Here is a 17,519-nt window from a genome sequence, read left to right as displayed (position 1 = left end):
ATGGTGGTTTATGGGTACAGGAATTTGAGTGATTTTATCACAGGGATAGAATCGCTTGAAACAATGAAATTTTTCGTTGGTTTCCTTGGGGGTTATTTCTTAAGAAGTACCACCTTGGTGTCGCCTTCGGTGGCAACCTTAATCAACTCGTGCTTGGAAAGTGCCTTCATGGATTTATCCCATTTTTTTCCGCTTAGTCCCGCTTTCGCCTTAAGCTCGTCCAATGCCAACTTGCCATCAGGTTTTAAAAGGGCAAGAATCATTTTTTCTTCTTCACTAAGTTCAACTTGTTTCTTTTCGGGCCTCATTTGAGGGAAGAAAAGTACCTCCTGTATAGAAGCGTTGTTGGTCATAAGCATTACCAAACGATCAATACCGATGCCAATACCACTGGTTGGAGGCATTCCGTATTCCAAAGCCCTTAGGAAATCCTGGTCAATAAACATGGCCTCGTCATCCCCTTTTTCTGAAAGTTGAAGTTGGTCCTCAAACCTTTCGCGCTGATCAATGGGATCGTTCAGCTCGGAATAGGCATTGGCCAATTCCTTCCCGTTTACCATTAGCTCAAAACGTTCCGTTAATGCAGGATTGCTTCGATGTTCTTTGGTAAGCGGACTCATTTCCTTAGGGTAATCTATAATAAAGGTGGGTTGTACGTAATGATGTTCGCATTTTTCACCGAATATTTCATCGATTAGTTTCCCAACCCCCATGCTATCGTCGGCCTCAATATGTAGTTTTTTTGCAACTTCCCTAAGTTCCACTTCATTCATTCGGGCAACATCAAAACCGGTATGGATTTTTATTGCTTCCAAAATGGGGACTCTGGGGTAAGGTGCTTTAAATTCTATTTCATTTTTGCCCACTGTAACTTTTGAAGTGCCATTGGAATCTACGGCCACCTTTTCCAAAAGTTTTTCGGTCATGTCCATCATCCAATTGTAATCCTTGTAGGCTACATAAAGTTCCATCACTGTAAACTCTGGATTATGGGTACGGTCCATGCCTTCGTTCCTAAAATCTTTTGCAAATTCGTAAACGGCATCAAAGCCACCTACAATCAATCTCTTTAAATATAGCTCATTGGCTACTCTTAAGTACAAAGGAATGTTAAGTGCGTTGTGGTGCGTCATAAACGGACGTGCGGCGGCACCACCAGGAATAGGTTGTAAAATAGGGGTCTCAACCTCCAAATAGCCAGCATCATTAAAAAACTGACGCATACTATTGGTAATCTTTGTTCGCTTTATAAAATTTTTCTTGACACTTGGATTTACTACCAAATCTACGTAGCGCTGACGATAACGCATCTCCGGGTCGTTAAATTCATCGAAAACCTTACCTTCGGAATCTACCTTTGGCAGCGGCAATGGTCGCAAGGATTTACTCAGCAAGGTAAAATTCCTTACCATTACGGTTTTCTCACCTACCTGAGTGGTAAAAAGCTCCCCTTCTATTCCAATGATATCCCCAATATCCAGCAATTTCTTATAAACATCGTTGTACAAGGTTTTATCTTCCCCTGTACAAATCTCGTCTCTATTAAAATAGACCTGTATGCGGCCTTCACTATCTTGCAGTTCCGCAAAGGAAGCCTTGCCTTGGATCCTTCTGGACATAAGTCTTCCGGATAGGATCACTTTTTTTCCTTCTTCATAATTTTCCTTAGTGGTCTTGGATGTACTATCAACCGGGTAAAGTGCCGCAGGGTAAGGGTCGATGCCCATTTCCCGTAACTTGCCAAGTTTTTCCCTTCTAATTACTTCTTGTTCCGAAAGCTGCATATTCTTATAAATTAAGGCTGCAAATATAGGCACTCTGCGTTAATCTATCAATCCAAAAATTAGAATTGATAGTTTTCAAAACAGGGTACACTAATTATTTCCATTTTCCTGTAACAAAATGGCTGTTTCTGAGTCTTATTAGTACACCTGTCCCGCGATGGAGCGGGATCAATTAAATATACCTGTCCCGTCATAGGGCAGTATCAATCAAAAATCGAAAAAATGGGTTGTTTAAGGGTCGTTTTGGCCATTATTTTCCCACCCTTGGCCGTTATTGGAAAGGGGTGCGGTTCTTTTATTATTGTATTCTTGCTTACTCTTTGTGGATGGGTACCCGGTGTAATCGCCGCATTGATTATACTTAACAATCCAAACTAAGGTTTCGAGGTTTGGTTTATGGACGGAGTTTGTATCTTTGCAACATGAACAAACGTATTCTCTTAGAAGATTTGGGACTTAAAGATTACAAGGAAACTTGGGATTACCAAGAGCAATTGTTCAAATCTATTATTGACCTAAAAATAAAGAACAGGAAGGGAGGTTCCCATTTGGAAACGCCCAATCATTTTTTATTTGTAGAGCATCCCCATGTGTACACTTTGGGTAAAAGTGGTGATATGGATAATTTGTTGGTAGATGAAAATGTACTTACCGAAAAAGGCGCAAAATTCTATAAGATAAATCGCGGTGGAGATATTACCTATCATGGTCCGGGACAGATCGTTGGTTATCCTATTTTAGATCTCGATAATTTTTTCACCGATATTCATAAATACCTGAGGTTTTTGGAGGAGATGGTTATTCTGACCTTGGCGGACTATGGTCTTAAGGCAGAGCGATCCAAAGGGGAAACCGGAGTTTGGCTGGATGTAGGCACACCGTTTGCCCGAAAAATATGTGCCATGGGAGTACGTGCCAGCAGATGGGTAACCATGCACGGTTTTGCCCTGAACGTGAATGCCGATCTGGGTTATTTTGATCTGATGATTCCCTGTGGTATCAAAGGCAAAGCTGTTACATCTTTAAATGTGGAACTCGGCAAAAAGGAAGTGGACATGGCCGAGGTGAAGCAGCGACTATTGAAGCATTTTGAAACGCTTTTTGAGGCAGAAATCGTAAAAGAAAGAATCCAGGCATAGGTCAGATTTACTCTACGAATTTGGAAACACCTTATGGAAGTTAGTGTAATCTCCTATTATGGTTAACCAAAATTTCTAATTTTCTTTTTTTTTGGCTCTTTTTTTATTGGTATTATCTTCAACTACGGATTTTTCTTCCGCCTCACCTTGCACTTTCTGTTTAAATTTCTGGATGGGTATTATTTAATATTCCCTATATTTTATACTATTTAATACTGTCATTATACTTTTTTGATAGAAGCTGTTGTGTTATGGCGGCTTTCAAGGAATCCTTGCCCTTGGCATCCAAAGCTTGGGAATAACGGTGGTAGGTGTCCCGTAAATTCTGCTTATCGGCCTCTGGTATATTGCTCTTATTTACAAAATCAAGATAATCGGTGACCTTGCCCTTACGGCCTGTTAGCGAATCGCCAAGGATGTTGCCAAAGGTACTGGCCTGTAGATCTAGAAAATTATTGGAGACTTCAGATGTTGGTTTAGGGTCGGTTTGTGCCTGAGTGAAAGTAAAGATGCCTAAGCAGGCAATTAAGACAAATGTTTTTAGCGCTTTCATTGCTGTTGTTTTTTAAATTTTTATTTATAGTTGTCCATTAATGATCTTAGTCTAAAAAGGATAAACGCTTACTCCCCAAGTGAGATTTGAATGCTCCGACGGTTGCCCGCCTGAACGGAACGGGCAGGCCTGCCCGTTCCGTTCAGGCGGGCGTCGAAATATTATAAATAGTTTTCTTTCGATGCCTCATGAGCTTGCCCTGAGGTAATTGACTTATTCTTTTATGGTTCTAAGCATTATTCTGTTTATTCAGGGAATCATGTAAAGTCAAAATGGCCCATACTCCTAATATTGGTTGGGGGACTATTCCTTTTTAGGTCACTGTCCAGTTTCTCTTTCAAGTAATTCTCTATGGTTCTATTGTCATTAGAACCATATGTGAAATAGCCCATATTCTTTGAGGTTGAGGGAGCAACTTGCTCCCGAATAATTTAATAGTATGCTAATCGCATTCTCAATAATACGGACCGTTGGGTTATAGTTATATACCTTTCCCAATAGGCCTGTGCGGGCAAAGCATTAATACCTCTAAAACAAAAGAATAATTCAGGACTCTTTTATTATGTTCTTTTTGATTCTTGGGTCATTCCATCATTTTTCAAATGAGGTAAGTAAGCTTTTCCCCATGAGATTGCCTTTTTTATTATAAGTTTCCTGTTGGATCATGCCAAATCCTTCCGAAAGCCATAATTTAGAACTGGTGGTCATTTTAACGCCCATTTTAGCTTCACTGTCATAGCTGATGACATAGCAATCGAAAGTGCCGGCCGGAGTGGTCACAGATTCCTTACCTTCCACTTTTCTATTAAAAAAATTCATGTTCATTTTCATGTTCAATGGTGGCATTTTTACTGTCATTAATACATCTGCATCGGGTAATGATTGTCCGGTACTTAGATTATTGGGGTATAAAAGATCCGTACCGCTCATTTCTACCTCCATATCTTCGTATTGTCCCAATAACTCGGGCGACATTAAAGAACTAAAGTCAATTTTGACCCCGTCGTTTGTACAGGTGACTCCGTATTCCGAACTGGTGATCATTTTTCCTTTTTCATCCTTCATTTCATAAAACATGACAGCGGTATTTCCACTTACTTCCTTAACTACATAATCCATCACTCCCGATATCTTATCTTTTTTATCATAATTGGTAATTTGAAATTTGGCACCTTCTTCCATAGGGAAATATTTGCTGCAATCCTGGGACACGGCTGGTGAGTTTAAACAAAAAAAGGCAGAAATAAGGATAAGTGTTCTCATATATTACATTTTAAATATTAATGGATTTTATGTTATAATTTAATAAATTCAACTCTTCTATTTTGGGCCTTGCCATCTGTTGTAGCGTTATCCCCTATTGGTACTGATTCTCCCTTGCCTTCAGTTTGCAAGCGCTCTGTAGACACCTTATAGGTATTTACCAAGACATTTTTAATGGCATCCGCACGTTTTTTGGAAAGCTCCAAATTGGCATCATCGCTTCCGTCGGAATCCGTGTGCCCAGTAATTTTTAGTTTCATGTTCTTTTCTTGCTGCAGGACTTGGAAAATTTGAAGTATTATACCCATAGATTGGGGTTGAATATTGGCAGAACCTGAATCAAATAAAATACCGTTAGTAGAGACTTTGCCTTCAGATATAAGTGTCCTCCTCAGATCTAACCCGCCTTCGGCAACTTTAAGGTTGCTGATAAATATACGTTCCTTTCCATCCTTAAAATTGTTCATATGAAACTTTAAGGTGTTCAATATTGCACCTTGTGGTACCATCTTAGGTATGTCAATATGTTTTTCTTCATTGACCCATAACCTAAACCGCTGTTTATTTACAGCAATAGAAATATGGGGTGTATTTAAAATCTCATCCCTTAGATCTGCTTTTACAACACTGTAAATTTCCCTTTTATTATTAATGTGATTTGCCATGGTAATACCTTTTGGGGTATATAAGCAAAATGGAATATGGGCATGTACGAAATTGGCACCTTCCTTGAATTTATCGTCATCACTTAAATCTATTCGAAGAAAGGCCGTAGATGATGTCTTATTGTCCAATCCTAATGTTAATACATCAAATTCAATGGTGTAGTCCTCAGGTAGATTAGGTGTATCGGGAATAAAATATATGTTGTAACCGGATATTAATTCCAGCCACTTTTCATCCGATCCATTCACGGATACAACTTCTCCACCACCATTGGTGTTCCATTTGGAGGGGAAGTCGCCCATGAAATCGTTGGAGAAATCATCATAAAATATGAGCTTATCGCCTGGAACAAAATCGAATTTGCTATAGACCTCAATTGTTTTTGTACTACCCTGGGCATCAGTGTTGGCACTGCCGCTGTTTTCGTTTGAATTTCCTGGATTGTCACTACCCGCAGGAGGTAACGGATTTTCTATTTGTGGGTCGGAAGGTGATTTCTTGGAACCAGGTTCCAAGATACTGTCCAAAGCCGCGTCTGTTTTCTTAGTGGTTTCCCTATCTACCCTATTTTCAACGGTTCGCTCAGCTGCCCTCTGGGCTCTTTTACCGAGCTTTTTCAAAATTTGCCCATGAAGCCCACTAGAAAGAAAGAAAAGCATTGTAAATGATAAAATTACTCGTAGGAAAATTTTGTGAGTGCTCATATTCCTTAATTTTAGTGTTCTCTCTATGTATTGGCTATAAGTAGTTATAGGTCAATAAATTAACTAAAATTAATAAAATTTTAGGCTATTGGTTAGATAGGTGTATGTTTTGCTAGTTTTTATGTATTAATAGTGCTATAAGCGCTATGGTTAACATTTGAAGTAATTTAGATGGTAACCGAAGGGCGGCAACCTGGCATGAAATTGTCTAAAAACCTAGGATTAGTCTTGTGTAAAGGTGCTATTTTTCTTAATAAATATTAAGAAAAATATGTGGCTAAACTTTAGTTATTGAAATTTTAAGCCCATATATTTTCTTAGTTTATCTTATAAACGATGATCGAATTGTCCTGGTCTTTCGCAACTAATTCTAGTTTATGGTCATTGTCCATATCGATCAAGTCAATAATGGAATTTCCAGGAACGGGAAAGTTGGAAATAGGTTCGGCCTGACTGTCAAAAAGATAGATTTTTTGATTCTGAATATCTGTGACGCTGATATATATTTTGTCATTTAAATAAAATATCCTTGGTTTTGAATATACCCCAAGGTCCAATTCCACTTTTTTGCTGCGTATTGTAAGGATATTGTCGTTCATTATGGCTAAGGTATTGCTAGTGGCATCCATGCCATGGTCCGGAAGCAAATTAAGATTGGCTGAAGTAGTTTTACCTTTTTCGTCAATTTGGAAAAGATTTCCTTTAGTGTTGGTTGCCGTAAATTTGTTCTTATGTAGAAGTATCTCGTTATCGGAAAAATTTATTTTGTCTTTTACATTAATACGGGAATCACCTGTCCTGGATAAAATTTTTAATGTTCCGCCTTCCAGTTTCATCACCAAATAATCCTTTTTGCCTACCCTAAAATGTTTAGGTGTACCTAAAATTGGGTTCTCTGCCTTGGTATATTTAAAGCCCTTCACGATTTGTCCCAAACTGTTATACATGAACACTTTTGTTCCTTGGGTTACTAGAAAGCGGTAATCCTTTTTACGGTCATAATCGAATACAGCTAAAGGGTTCAGATTTCCTCCTTCATAGGTGAAGGTAAAGGGAGGTACGTCCTTTCCATTCCTATCAACGATCAAAAACTCATTATCAGTAGTAAATGCCAATTGTAATCTTCCGTTTTTGTAGAGATCTACCTGTTCTACCCGGCCCTGAATCTTCCCTTTTAATTGTTTTTTCCAAATTACCTTACCATCGGTAGAAATTAAATATAAGTTGTTGTCCTGGTCCTGAACTATAATTTCCTCTTTATTGGTTCTATGGTTTTTTACAAATTGAGGAGGCGTAACTATTTCAGTGTCCAGTTGTAGGGTGAAATAGGGAATAGTCTTGTTTAAATTGGTTTCGTGGGCTATTTTTTGAAAAAGTATATTGGTATGATGAAAATTATCATCAGAGACCATTTGGGCTGCAAAGGAATATTCGGAAAGCTCTTTTATTTCGATGTTTTTAGTAATTTCTTTGGTAATATAGTTATCCAGAAAATATTCAATGCCATCAGCATTGGATACAAAAAGCATGGAAGATTCGTCTGCCAATTGTTCTTTTGCCGTTTTATAAACCGAAGATTTTTCGAATGTAGAGGCATTTTTATAATTGCCAATGATGGTCTTTAATTGCTCCGATGTGGAAGAGAATACAAACGCGTTTTCTATGATGGTGTAATATTTTGCCTTGAAATCCTTTATCAAGGGGTTGAAATAATGATTTAAGAAGTCGGTTTTGGAAAGTTCAACAATTTCATTGCCCTGATATTCTTCAGATGCCTTTTCCAATTGATCTAGATAGTTCAGGATATTCTCAGAACCGTAGGTGTGGAGTATAGCCGCTTTTTCTTTGTTCAGGTATACAAACCCAATTTCTTCCACTGCTTTAAAGGTGGTGTCAATAACTATAGAACGGTCCAAATATTTTTTTTGATTCAGGGCAAATTTTTCGTAATTGTCAAAGGTAAAGGCCATTATGGCATCGGCAGTTATAGGGGCAAGATTGGGTGTCCTTGGAATCAGGGCATGACTATCCTTAAATAGATTACTATAATTTATAATGGAATCATTGGCCATGCTAATGCCATTCAATTTTATGTGGTCCTTATTGGTGTTAAAATCAAGTGATATCCAATCCGTGAATTTGGCAAGGTCCGCCCTGTGTCCATCTGCCAAGATGTGGGCTAGTAAGGGGTTACTTTTATTGGTATTGATGAAAATATTGGCACTACTCTGGTTATTGGCGATCTGATATAGTTTATTTAATGATTCGTCTATGGCAAGGTCCTTTTCGTTGCGAAGTATGTTTTCAATCAACATTTGTGCAGAGCTCACTATTATTTTGTCATTCATTACGGTAGAAAAGAAAACGGTGCCTTCCACAACGTACTTCTCATAGTTTTTCCCTTCGTAGCTAATATTTTCAACAACTTTATTTTTTACATCTTTAATTTGAAAAATATCTTCTATTTTTTGTGTTATGAATAGCAACTCATAGCTTTCCTTGCCCAATTCCACGAAGGCCAATATACTTTCTCCATTCGGTTGAAGGTATTTGAGCGACTTTAGTTTATCTACTGCGGAGCTGTAGATGGTTGTAGCGGATAATGACTTTAGGAGGTCGCTATTTTCCAGCTCACTGGAAAAGGATGGTTTGTCGTTTATTTTTATGATAATTGCACTATTCTGAGGAACGTAGTGGAGTAGTGATGATGTTTTTGTGCTTTGGTCTGTACATCCGATAGTGAGTAAAAAAAGTACAGCAATTAATTTGAATTTCATAAATTAAGCTTTGAACAAATTTAAGTTTTTTAAACATCCACTTTTAATGGATCTGGTAATTGCCTAAAAGTTTTTCGGTGGTATTTTGTTATACCGTATTTTCTGATAGCTTCCCTATGTTCCTTGGTAGGGTAACCTTTATTTTTTTTCCAATTGTACATAGGGTATTCCACATGGATTTTTTCCATATAGGCATCCCTGTAAGTTTTGGCAAGAATTGAAGCTGCTGCGATGCTGAGGTATTTGCCATCTCCTTTAACAATGCAACAGTGGGGAATGTTTTGGTACGGATTAAACCTATTGCCGTCCACAATAATAAACTTTGGAGTTGTAGTCAATTGGTCTAGGGCTTTATGCATGGCCAAAAAGGAAGCATTCAAAATGTTTATTTTGTCAATTTCATCAGGAAAAACATGGGCAACACCAAAGGTCATGGCGTTGGTTTCTATTAGTGGTCTAAGGAGATCACGTTTCAAAGGAGTTAAAACTTTTGAATCATTAAGGGTGTCGTTTACAAAACCTTTTGGCAAGATTACGGCTGCGGCCGTAACTGGTCCTGCCAAACAACCCCGACCCGCTTCATCGGTTCCAGCTTCTAACAGATATTTGTAATTGGATTTTAACATCTATGGGTTTTCTCTTTCTATGAAATGGTAAGGAAAATTGAAGGTTAAACCCTATAATCACGAATCTTAGCTGCAATTATTTTTGCCTAACTCCATCGATGTCAAATATAAAAATTATATAAGGGGAATAGCATCCAATTCAACCAAATTTACCTAAAGACCTCATTTATAAAATATAGGGTATTTGAAAATGGGGATAAAATGGGAATCTGGTACTATTTCTCTGGAAAAAAATTAAAATTAGAATTTTTTAAAAGTTAAATATCGTTAAGACGTATAAAATTGATGTTAAAAACATGTCAAAAATGACATATTTTACCGAAAACAGGAATAATTCAATGAGAATTATAACAAAAAAATACAATTATGACAATTTAATCTCTGATAAAGAATGAAATTCTTAACATAATGACAATTATATATACCTTTTTTAACAAATAGGATCTCAATTGTTAAAATATTTAGGTTTATTAACAATTTTTTTACAAGTTTGTGGTTGACTAATTCTTAAAAAAAAGTAAATGAAATCAAAACTAACTTGGATTTTAGCTCCTATCATGGGGTTATTTATGAGTTTTTCCTACGCACAGGAAAAAACAATCTCCGGTACAGTGACCGATCAAATGGGTCTAGTGTTACCTGGAGTGAACATTGTGGTCGAAGGGACCACCAATGGAACACAGACCGATTTTGATGGTAATTACACCATTCAAGGTAGTGAAGGGCAAACTTTATTGTTCAGTTATATTGGACAAATGAGTGTTTCAAAGATAATTGGCGGATCGGCCACGATCGATGTTGTTATGGAAGAGGATGCACAAACACTGGAGGAAGTAGTGGTAACTGCTCTGGGTATTTCAAGAGATAAAAAATCTTTGGGATATTCTACGCAGGAAGTTCAGGGAGAGGATTTGAATACCGTTAAGAGCGGCAACTTTGTTAATGCCCTTTCAGGAAAAGCTTCTGGTATACAGATTAAGAAGAACAACAACCTAGGAGGTTCTACCAATGTGGTAATTAGAGGAAATGCCTCCTTGACAGGAAGTAATCAGGCGCTGTTCGTAATAGATGGTGTTCCTGTAAACAATACAAACACCAATTCCAAGTATCAGGGCGAGGCCAGTGGTAACTACTATGATTATGGTAATACCGCTTCCGATATAAACCCTGATGATATTGAGTCGGTTAACGTTTTAAAAGGAGCTGCGGCTTCTGCACTATATGGTTCAAGGGCTGCCAACGGGGTCATTATGATCACCACTAAAAAAGGAAAGGATACCCCGGGAATTGGGGTTACCGTTAATTCGGGAATAACTATAGGTTCCATAGATAAAAGCACTTTTGCTAAGTATCAAAAACAATACGGTGCTGGTTACGGGGCTTATTACGACGGCCCAGGCGGATACTGGTATGAAGAAGATATTACCGGCGATGGAAATGACGATCAAGTAGCGGTGTATACCGAAGATGGTTCTTATGGAGCACCTTTCGATCCAAACTTATTAGTATATCAGTGGGATTCTTTTGATCCGGATTCTCCAAATTACAGAACGGCTACCCCTTGGGTAAATGCCAAAAATGGGCCAATAACATTTTTTGAAACGCCTGTTACAACAACCAATTCGGTTTCATTCTCAAGAGCTTATGAAGATGATGGTTCATTTAGGTTAAACTATACCCAATTTGATCAGAGCGGTATAATGCCGAATAGTTCCATTAAAAAGCATAATTTTTCTATGAGCGGTGTTTTTAAATTGACGGAACGATTGACCGTTACCGGATATGCAAATTATATCAATACCAGAGCACATGGCCGTAATTCTACAGGTTATAACGATAACCAAATAAGTAATTTTAAGCAATGGTGGCAGACCAACGTAGATCTTAAACAACAAAAGGATATTTATTTTGATACTAAAAGAAATGTTACTTGGAACCCAGCGACCAGCGATGCTGGTTCGGCACCAATCTTTTGGGATAATCCATATTGGTCCCGTTATGAGAATTACCAAAACGATGGAAGGAATCGATTTATAGGTAATGTATCATTGGATTACAAATTCACGGACTGGTTAAACTTTACCGCAAGGGCGGCAACCGACACCTACACCGAGATACAAGAGGAGAGAAGGGCCAATGGGAGTGTACCAACTAGCTTTGGTATTCCTGATAGTGCAGGAAACAGAGGAAATGTGGATTCTGGATACGGTAGAAGAAATCTGGATGTTACGGAGACCAATTACGATTTCATGTTTAATTTTCAAACAGACCTTTCAGAGGACCTGAATTTAAAGGGAATTATTGGCACCAACATTCGAAGAAGCGATTTTCAATCCATTTATTCTGCTACAAGCGGTGGGTTGAGCGTACCTAGACTATACTCTTTGCAAAACAGTACCGGTCCGCTTGCTCTTCCTGTTGAAAGAGCTGAAAAAATAGGTGTAGATGGTATTTATGCAAGTGCTTCTTTGGGTTATAAAAGCATACTTTTTGTGGATGCAACCATAAGAAGGGATCACTCTTCTACATTGCCAGAGGACAATAGTAGTTTTTATTATCCTTCCATAGCCACGAGTTTTGTTTTTACCAATCTTTTGAACGCAGATTTCCTCACCTTTGGTAAGCTAAGAGCCAATTATGCAGAAGTAGGTAATAGTGCCCCTTTCGATTTTCTATACGACACCTATAATGTAAACATTCCACCAGGAGCACCTAGTACTTCTGTGGACAATCAAAAAAAGAATCCTAGTTTAAAACCTGAGAAAACCGAGAGTTTTGAGGTTGGATTGGAAATGAAATTTTTACGCAACAGATTAAGTTTTGATGTGGCGTACTACAAAACCAATTCCATTGATCAGATTTTTGGGGTTCCTGTTTCCAGAGCTACTGGTTTTGAAGAAAAGATACTGAATGCAGGTGAAATTGAAAACAAGGGGGTGGAGCTTTCCATTTCTGGGAATCCGGTTAGAACGGATAACTTCAATTGGACTGTTATGGTCAACTGGACGAAGAATAAAAATGAGGTAGTGTCTCTGGAAGATGGAATCGAGACTTTACAATTGGGAGATTTCCAAGGTGGGGTAACCCTCAATGCCGAAGTGGGAAAACCCTATGGTGTATTATATGGTACGGACTATACGTATCTTAATGGACAGAGGGTAGTTGATCCAGCCGACGGGCAATTTATAAAAACATCTACCTCAGATCAAACTATCGGAGACACCAACCCAGATTGGTTAATGGGGATATCCAATAAATTCAACTATAAGAATCTATCGTTTAGCTTCTTGATAGATATTCAACAAGGAGGTAGTATTTTTTCCTTGGACCAATATTATGGTCGTGCAACCGGGTTGTATGAAGAGACCGTATTTATAAATGATTTGGGCAATCCTGTTAGGAATTCCTTGGCCGACGGTGGCGGTTTTATCAATGAAGGTGTAAATCCTGATGGTGCAACAAACACTGCTAGGATAAATGCCAACAGGTTTGGTGCTTTTGGTTACAGAAGAGGTTTGCCGGATAAAGCATTTGTTTATGACGCTAGTTATGTTAAATTACGTGAGGTGGCATTTACCTATAATTTGCCAAGCAAATTATTGACCAATACTTTCTTGACCAATGCTAGTTTAAGCGTTATTGGATCTAACCTATGGATTATAGACAAAAATATTCCACATGAAGATCCTGAAGGCGGTTTGTCAGCTGGTAACCTTCAAGGGTACTCTGTAGGTTCATTACCGACCACAAGGGATTTTGGTGTCAATCTTAAATTACAATTCTAAAAAAAAATAAAATGAAAAAACTAGCAATATTAATTACGGCCGTGATTTTTGCTTCTTGTTCCAGTGATTTGGAAAGTCTGAACGAGAACATCAAGGATCCATTGGCGGTGCCAGGTGAAAGTTTGTTTACCGGCGCGCAGAAAAGCTTGGTGGACCAAGTGGTGGATTTGAATGTGAACAATAACAACACTAAACTTTGGGCCCAGTATTTACAGGAAACCACCTATACGGACGAAAGTAACTATGATCAGGTTACCAGGACTATTCCTGAAAAGCATTGGAGTGTATTGTACAAGGATGTTTTAAAGGATTTGGATGAGGCAAAGAAGGTTATTGAAGCCACAACTTATTCTACTTCGGAGCAGGAGGTTTTGAAGCCGAATAAACTGACTATTATCGAGATTCTTAATGTTTATGCTTACAGTATCTTGGTGGAAACCTTTGGAGATGTACCTTATGCAGAAGCTTTGGATATTGACAATCTTCTGCCTAAATATGATGATGGCGAAACAGTCTATAAAGATTTGATCGGTCGCTTGACAGCCGCTATAAGTGCCTTGGACGAGAGCAATGGAAGTTTTGGCAGTGCAGACAGAATGTATGGTGGCGACGTGGTACAATGGAAAAAATTCGCGGCTTCGCTAAAATTAAGAATGGGCATTCTTTTATCCGATAAAGATGCGGCCTTTGCAAAAAGTACTGTTGAAAGTGCAGTTGATACAGGGGTGTTTACAGGCAATGAGGATAATGCATCTTACACTTATTTGGGTTCTGATCCTAATACAAATCCTATTTATGATAATTTGGTGTTAAGTGGAAGAAAGGATTTTGTTGCAGCAATAACCATTATTGATATTATGCAGCCAAGAAGTTATGAGTACTTGGAAGATTCCAATGAGGACGGGACGATTGATGAAGATGATGATCGTACCGTGGTACCTGGATCTGTCACCAGAACTGATCCTAGGATGAAGTATTATTTTGATTCCAACGTAGATGCGGATCCTTCAGTGGAACAGGTTGTATATTTGGGAGGAGAAATTGGTAACACTGCTAATTATTCTTCCCATTCCCATGTATCTGCCCAAATAGAGGAAGCTACTTTTCCAGGTATAATTCTAGATTATGCCGAGGTAGAATTTTTATTGGCAGAAGCTAGGGCAAGGTTGTTTGAAGTTGGTGGGACGGCAAAGGACCATTATGATGCCGCTATTACGGCCTCCATTCTTTCATGGGGAGGTACTGCAGGAGAAGCAACTTCATATTTGGCTGAACCTTCAGTAGATTATGACTTGGCTATTTTGGCAAGTACGGCTACCACGCCTTGGAAAGAGGTTATTGGGACCCAAAAGTGGATTGCCCTTTACAATAGGGGATTGGAAGCATGGACCTCCATTAGATTGTTGGATTATCCGCTTATGGCTACTCCTACTGATGCTGTATCCGGTTTTCCAAATAGATATACCTATCCAATTATAGAACAGTCATTGAACGGGGTCAATTATGGTTCTGGTTCCACGGCCATTGGTGGTGATGCGGCAGAAACCCAATTGTTCTGGGATTTGAACTAGAATGAATATGATTTAAATTTTTATGAACCTGCAGGTATCCCCTGCAGGTTTTTTGTTTATGGGAATGAGCTATGGTCGGCTCGGATAAAAAGTACTTGGGTATTCCTGTATGTTTAAGATAGTATATTGTTGATTTTTAAGGCTGTTGATAAGGTGTTTTTTCTGTTTTTTAAACTTTCACATTTCATTAAGGACAAAAAAATTAACTTTGTTGACGTAAGTTTATAGAATGAGATATTTGTTGGCACTTTTAATAGTGTTTTTTAGTCAGGCCGTTAGGGCTCAAGAAGATTCAGTCCCATCGTCCAAAGAGGAGGGTAATCCGGCTATGGATCGTAAAATTAGAAATCTTCCACCTAAAAAAAATGGGGGAGGACAGGGGCAGGAAATTACCATAAAGGATTACAAGATTATTAGCTATGAGAGGGATACCACATTTTTGGATACCACTATTTCCATTCAGAAGGAGTTTAGGAACAATTTTCTAAGAAGGGACGATTTTGAATTGATGCCTTTTGCCAATGTGGGGCAGCCCTATAATAAATTGGGAGTTAATTTTGATTTAAAGGACACCTATCCAAGTATGGGTGCCACTGCGAAGCATTTTAACTATATGGAGAAGAGGGATGTTGATTACTACAACGTAGCTACCCCTATGAGCGATCTAATGTTTAAAACCACTTTTGAGAGAGGGCAACTTTTGGATGCTTTGTTGGCTTTTAATACCTCGCCAAGGCTAAATTTTTCAATAGCATATAAAGGTTTTAGATCCATGGGTAAATATCAATATAGTGAAGCCGAATCAGGAAATTTTAAAATGACGGCCAACTATGAATCTAATGATGGGCGCTATAATTTAAGAACACATATGGCTGCCCAAAATTCTGCTACAGAGGAAAATGGCGGACTTTCCAATAAGGAATTGCAATTTGAATCTGGAGATTCTGAATTTAAGGACCGGTCCAGATTGGATGTCCTTTTTTCCGATGCTACTAATCGGCTATTGGGGAAGAGGTATTATTTGGATCATCAATATACTTTATTTGGTAAAAAAAGGGATTCGGCAAAGACCAGGACAACTTCATTGGCACTTGGACATGAATTTAGTTATGAGACCAAATTCTATCAATATAAACAATCCGCTCAGAACGATTATTTTGGGGATGGTTATGGCACTAGCATTGGCGATAAGGCTAGCTTAAAAACGACTTATAATAAGGTCTATGCCCAATTCTCCAATAAAACCTTGGGAGCCTTAACAGGGCATATTAATCATTATCAGTATAATTATTTTTTCAATTCCGTTTTACAGACTCCTACACAGCTAATACAGAGTCAGTTAAAGGGCGATGAAATCTCTGCTGGGGCTAAATATGTGAAGAAAATAGGAGGTTTTCAGTTGAATGGTTCTGCGCAGGCCAATATATCAGGAGACTTGTCAGGGAATTTATTGGATGCCTTTGCCAGTTATGATATTAATAAGAATAACAAACTTAAATTTTCCATACACTCTTCATCTCGCATGCCTAATTTTAATTTTCTTTTATACCAAAGTGACTACGCTAATTACAACTGGCAGCATACGGAGGATTTTAAAAAACTAAATAATAATGGTTTTCAATTTGATTTGGAGTCAAATCTATTTGGGAATCTAATGGCTAAATATACTTCTTTGGACAATTACACCTATTTCGCTTCCGATCCTTTAGAAACGGTGGTTGAAGGTGGGGAGCAGGCATTTATTAAGCCGTTCCAGGAGAGTGGTGCTATTAATATTATAAAAGTAAAATATGGCAAGGAGTTTAAGTGGAAGGGATTTGCACTTAACAATACAGTAATGTATCAGAATGTTTCCCAGCCTAATGAGGTGCTTAATGTGCCAGAGATAGTGACTAGAAATACCTTGTATTTTTCCAGTTTTGTATTTAAAAAAGCCATGTACTTGCAAACAGGGGTTACCTTAAAGTATTTTACGTCTTATAGTGCGGATGCCTATAATCCGGTATTAGGGGAGTTCTATTCCCAAGGCCAGGAAGAATTGGGGGGCTTTCCCATGTTGGACATCTTTATAAATGCCAGAGTACAACAGACAAGGATATTCTTTAAGGCGGAACACTTTAATTCTTCCTTTAGTGATAACAATTTTTATTCGGCCCCAAATTATCCGTACAGGGATTTTGTGATACGATTTGGGTTGGTATGGAATTTCTTCTCCTAGTTTAATTAGTACTTTTTGCAGGTACGCTGTTTTGTAGTCTTCAGATGTCAATAAAAGCAAAAAAAATATTTAAATATTTCAGCTGTAAATCAGGATGTTATAGGGAGTTTGAAAATTCTTTTAAAAATAATTCGAAAAAGGTGTTGTGTAAGCCGAAAAAGTATTCTACATTTGCACCCGCTTAGAGAAAGAGCGATAGTAGAAAAAGAGTAAGAAGTTCATTGATATATTGTAAAGACAGCGCGCCATTTTCCTGGAAACGGGGGGATGGCGCAGAAAAGAAATCGAAAGAACGGGCCGGGAAACAAGTCTTGGATGGTTGATCGAAGTTATATAAGAATCAACGATGAAGAGTTTGATCCTGGCTCAGGATGAACGCTAGCGGCAGGCCTAACACATGCAAGTCGAGGGGCAGCGGGGATAAGCTTGCTTA

The 17,519-nt window shown here is 38.3% G+C and carries 11 protein-coding genes and 1 rRNA gene; 6 read left to right on the top strand and 6 right to left on the bottom strand.

Annotated features, from left to right (window positions below; translation table 11 throughout):
- Positions 1-92: 92 nt before the first annotated feature.
- Positions 93-1,784 (bottom strand): lysine--tRNA ligase, encoded by a 1,692-nt coding sequence (lysS, locus tag CWD90_RS21660; RefSeq protein ID WP_103478147.1) that lies wholly within the window; start codon positions 1,782-1,784, stop codon positions 93-95.
- Between the two features lie 222 nt (positions 1,785-2,006).
- On the opposite strand from lysS, the gene CWD90_RS21655 reads away from it, so the two are divergent.
- Both CWD90_RS21655 and lipB read left to right on the top strand, forming a co-directional pair.
- The gene (locus tag CWD90_RS21655) at positions 2,007-2,162 is read left to right on the top strand and encodes a YqaE/Pmp3 family membrane protein (RefSeq protein ID WP_103478146.1); all 156 of its coding nucleotides are present in this window, start codon (positions 2,007-2,009) and stop codon (positions 2,160-2,162) included.
- Positions 2,163-2,206: 44 nt separating this feature from the next.
- On the top strand, positions 2,207-2,923 hold the full coding sequence (lipB, locus tag CWD90_RS21650; RefSeq protein ID WP_103478145.1) for a lipoyl(octanoyl) transferase LipB: 717 nt from the start codon (positions 2,207-2,209) through the stop codon (positions 2,921-2,923).
- A 205-nt stretch (positions 2,924-3,128) separates the two neighbouring features.
- On the opposite strand, the gene CWD90_RS21645 is transcribed toward lipB, so the two are convergent.
- The 5 genes from CWD90_RS21645 to CWD90_RS21625 all read right to left on the bottom strand — a co-directional run bounded on the left by CWD90_RS21645 (position 3,129) and on the right by CWD90_RS21625 (position 9,512).
- Positions 3,129-3,476, bottom strand: coding sequence for a hypothetical protein (locus CWD90_RS21645; RefSeq protein WP_103478144.1), 348 nt, complete (start codon positions 3,474-3,476; stop codon positions 3,129-3,131).
- Between the two features lie 591 nt (positions 3,477-4,067).
- Positions 4,068-4,739 (bottom strand): TapB family protein, encoded by a 672-nt coding sequence (locus tag CWD90_RS21640; protein WP_103478143.1) that lies wholly within the window; start codon positions 4,737-4,739, stop codon positions 4,068-4,070.
- 32 nt (positions 4,740-4,771) lie between these two features.
- A complete protein-coding gene (locus CWD90_RS21635; protein ID WP_103478142.1) occupies positions 4,772-6,109 on the bottom strand; it encodes an OmpA family protein in 1,338 nt (445 codons plus the stop codon).
- A gap of 317 nt (positions 6,110-6,426) precedes the next feature.
- The gene (locus tag CWD90_RS21630; RefSeq protein ID WP_103478141.1) at positions 6,427-8,886 is read right to left on the bottom strand and encodes a ribonuclease HII; all 2,460 of its coding nucleotides are present in this window, start codon (positions 8,884-8,886) and stop codon (positions 6,427-6,429) included.
- 29 nt (positions 8,887-8,915) lie between these two features.
- Complete coding sequence (locus CWD90_RS21625; RefSeq protein ID WP_103478140.1) at positions 8,916-9,512, bottom strand: ribonuclease HII; 597 nt, start codon at positions 9,510-9,512, stop codon at positions 8,916-8,918.
- Positions 9,513-10,033: 521 nt separating this feature from the next.
- Between CWD90_RS21625 and CWD90_RS21620 the strand changes: the two genes are divergently transcribed.
- The 4 genes from CWD90_RS21620 to CWD90_RS21605 all read left to right on the top strand — a co-directional run.
- Positions 10,034-13,297 (top strand): SusC/RagA family TonB-linked outer membrane protein, encoded by a 3,264-nt coding sequence (locus CWD90_RS21620; protein WP_103478139.1) that lies wholly within the window; start codon positions 10,034-10,036, stop codon positions 13,295-13,297.
- 11 nt (positions 13,298-13,308) lie between these two features.
- The gene (locus tag CWD90_RS21615) at positions 13,309-14,868 is read left to right on the top strand and encodes a SusD/RagB family nutrient-binding outer membrane lipoprotein (protein ID WP_103478138.1); all 1,560 of its coding nucleotides are present in this window, start codon (positions 13,309-13,311) and stop codon (positions 14,866-14,868) included.
- A 229-nt stretch (positions 14,869-15,097) separates the two neighbouring features.
- A complete protein-coding gene (locus CWD90_RS21610; RefSeq protein WP_103478137.1) occupies positions 15,098-17,086 on the top strand; it encodes a putative porin in 1,989 nt (662 codons plus the stop codon).
- A gap of 343 nt (positions 17,087-17,429) precedes the next feature.
- Positions 17,430-17,519: ribosomal RNA gene (locus CWD90_RS21605) — 16S ribosomal RNA — on the top strand; the annotation flags it as partial.

The sequence above is a fragment of the Arenibacter catalasegens genome (assembly GCF_002909235.1).
GTDB lineage: Bacteria > Bacteroidota > Bacteroidia > Flavobacteriales > Flavobacteriaceae > Arenibacter > Arenibacter catalasegens.
This window is presented reverse-complemented; position numbering and strand designations above follow the sequence as displayed.

What these genes read in the sequence shown, in the direction of transcription:
- lysS (WP_103478147.1), bottom strand. Translation starts at nt 1,784, where the DNA reads ATGCAGCTTTCGGAACAAGAAGTAATTAGAAGGGAAAAACTTGGCAAG.
- CWD90_RS21655 (WP_103478146.1), top strand. Translation starts at nt 2,007, where the DNA reads ATGGGTTGTTTAAGGGTCGTTTTGGCCATTATTTTCCCACCCTTGGCC.
- lipB (WP_103478145.1), top strand. Translation starts at nt 2,207, where the DNA reads ATGAACAAACGTATTCTCTTAGAAGATTTGGGACTTAAAGATTACAAG.
- CWD90_RS21645 (WP_103478144.1), bottom strand. Translation starts at nt 3,476, where the DNA reads ATGAAAGCGCTAAAAACATTTGTCTTAATTGCCTGCTTAGGCATCTTT.
- CWD90_RS21640 (WP_103478143.1), bottom strand. Translation starts at nt 4,739, where the DNA reads ATGAGAACACTTATCCTTATTTCTGCCTTTTTTTGTTTAAACTCACCA.
- CWD90_RS21635 (WP_103478142.1), bottom strand. Translation starts at nt 6,109, where the DNA reads ATGAGCACTCACAAAATTTTCCTACGAGTAATTTTATCATTTACAATG.
- CWD90_RS21630 (WP_103478141.1), bottom strand. Translation starts at nt 8,886, where the DNA reads ATGAAATTCAAATTAATTGCTGTACTTTTTTTACTCACTATCGGATGT.
- CWD90_RS21625 (WP_103478140.1), bottom strand. Translation starts at nt 9,512, where the DNA reads ATGTTAAAATCCAATTACAAATATCTGTTAGAAGCTGGAACCGATGAA.
- CWD90_RS21620 (WP_103478139.1), top strand. Translation starts at nt 10,034, where the DNA reads ATGAAATCAAAACTAACTTGGATTTTAGCTCCTATCATGGGGTTATTT.
- CWD90_RS21615 (WP_103478138.1), top strand. Translation starts at nt 13,309, where the DNA reads ATGAAAAAACTAGCAATATTAATTACGGCCGTGATTTTTGCTTCTTGT.
- CWD90_RS21610 (WP_103478137.1), top strand. Translation starts at nt 15,098, where the DNA reads ATGAGATATTTGTTGGCACTTTTAATAGTGTTTTTTAGTCAGGCCGTT.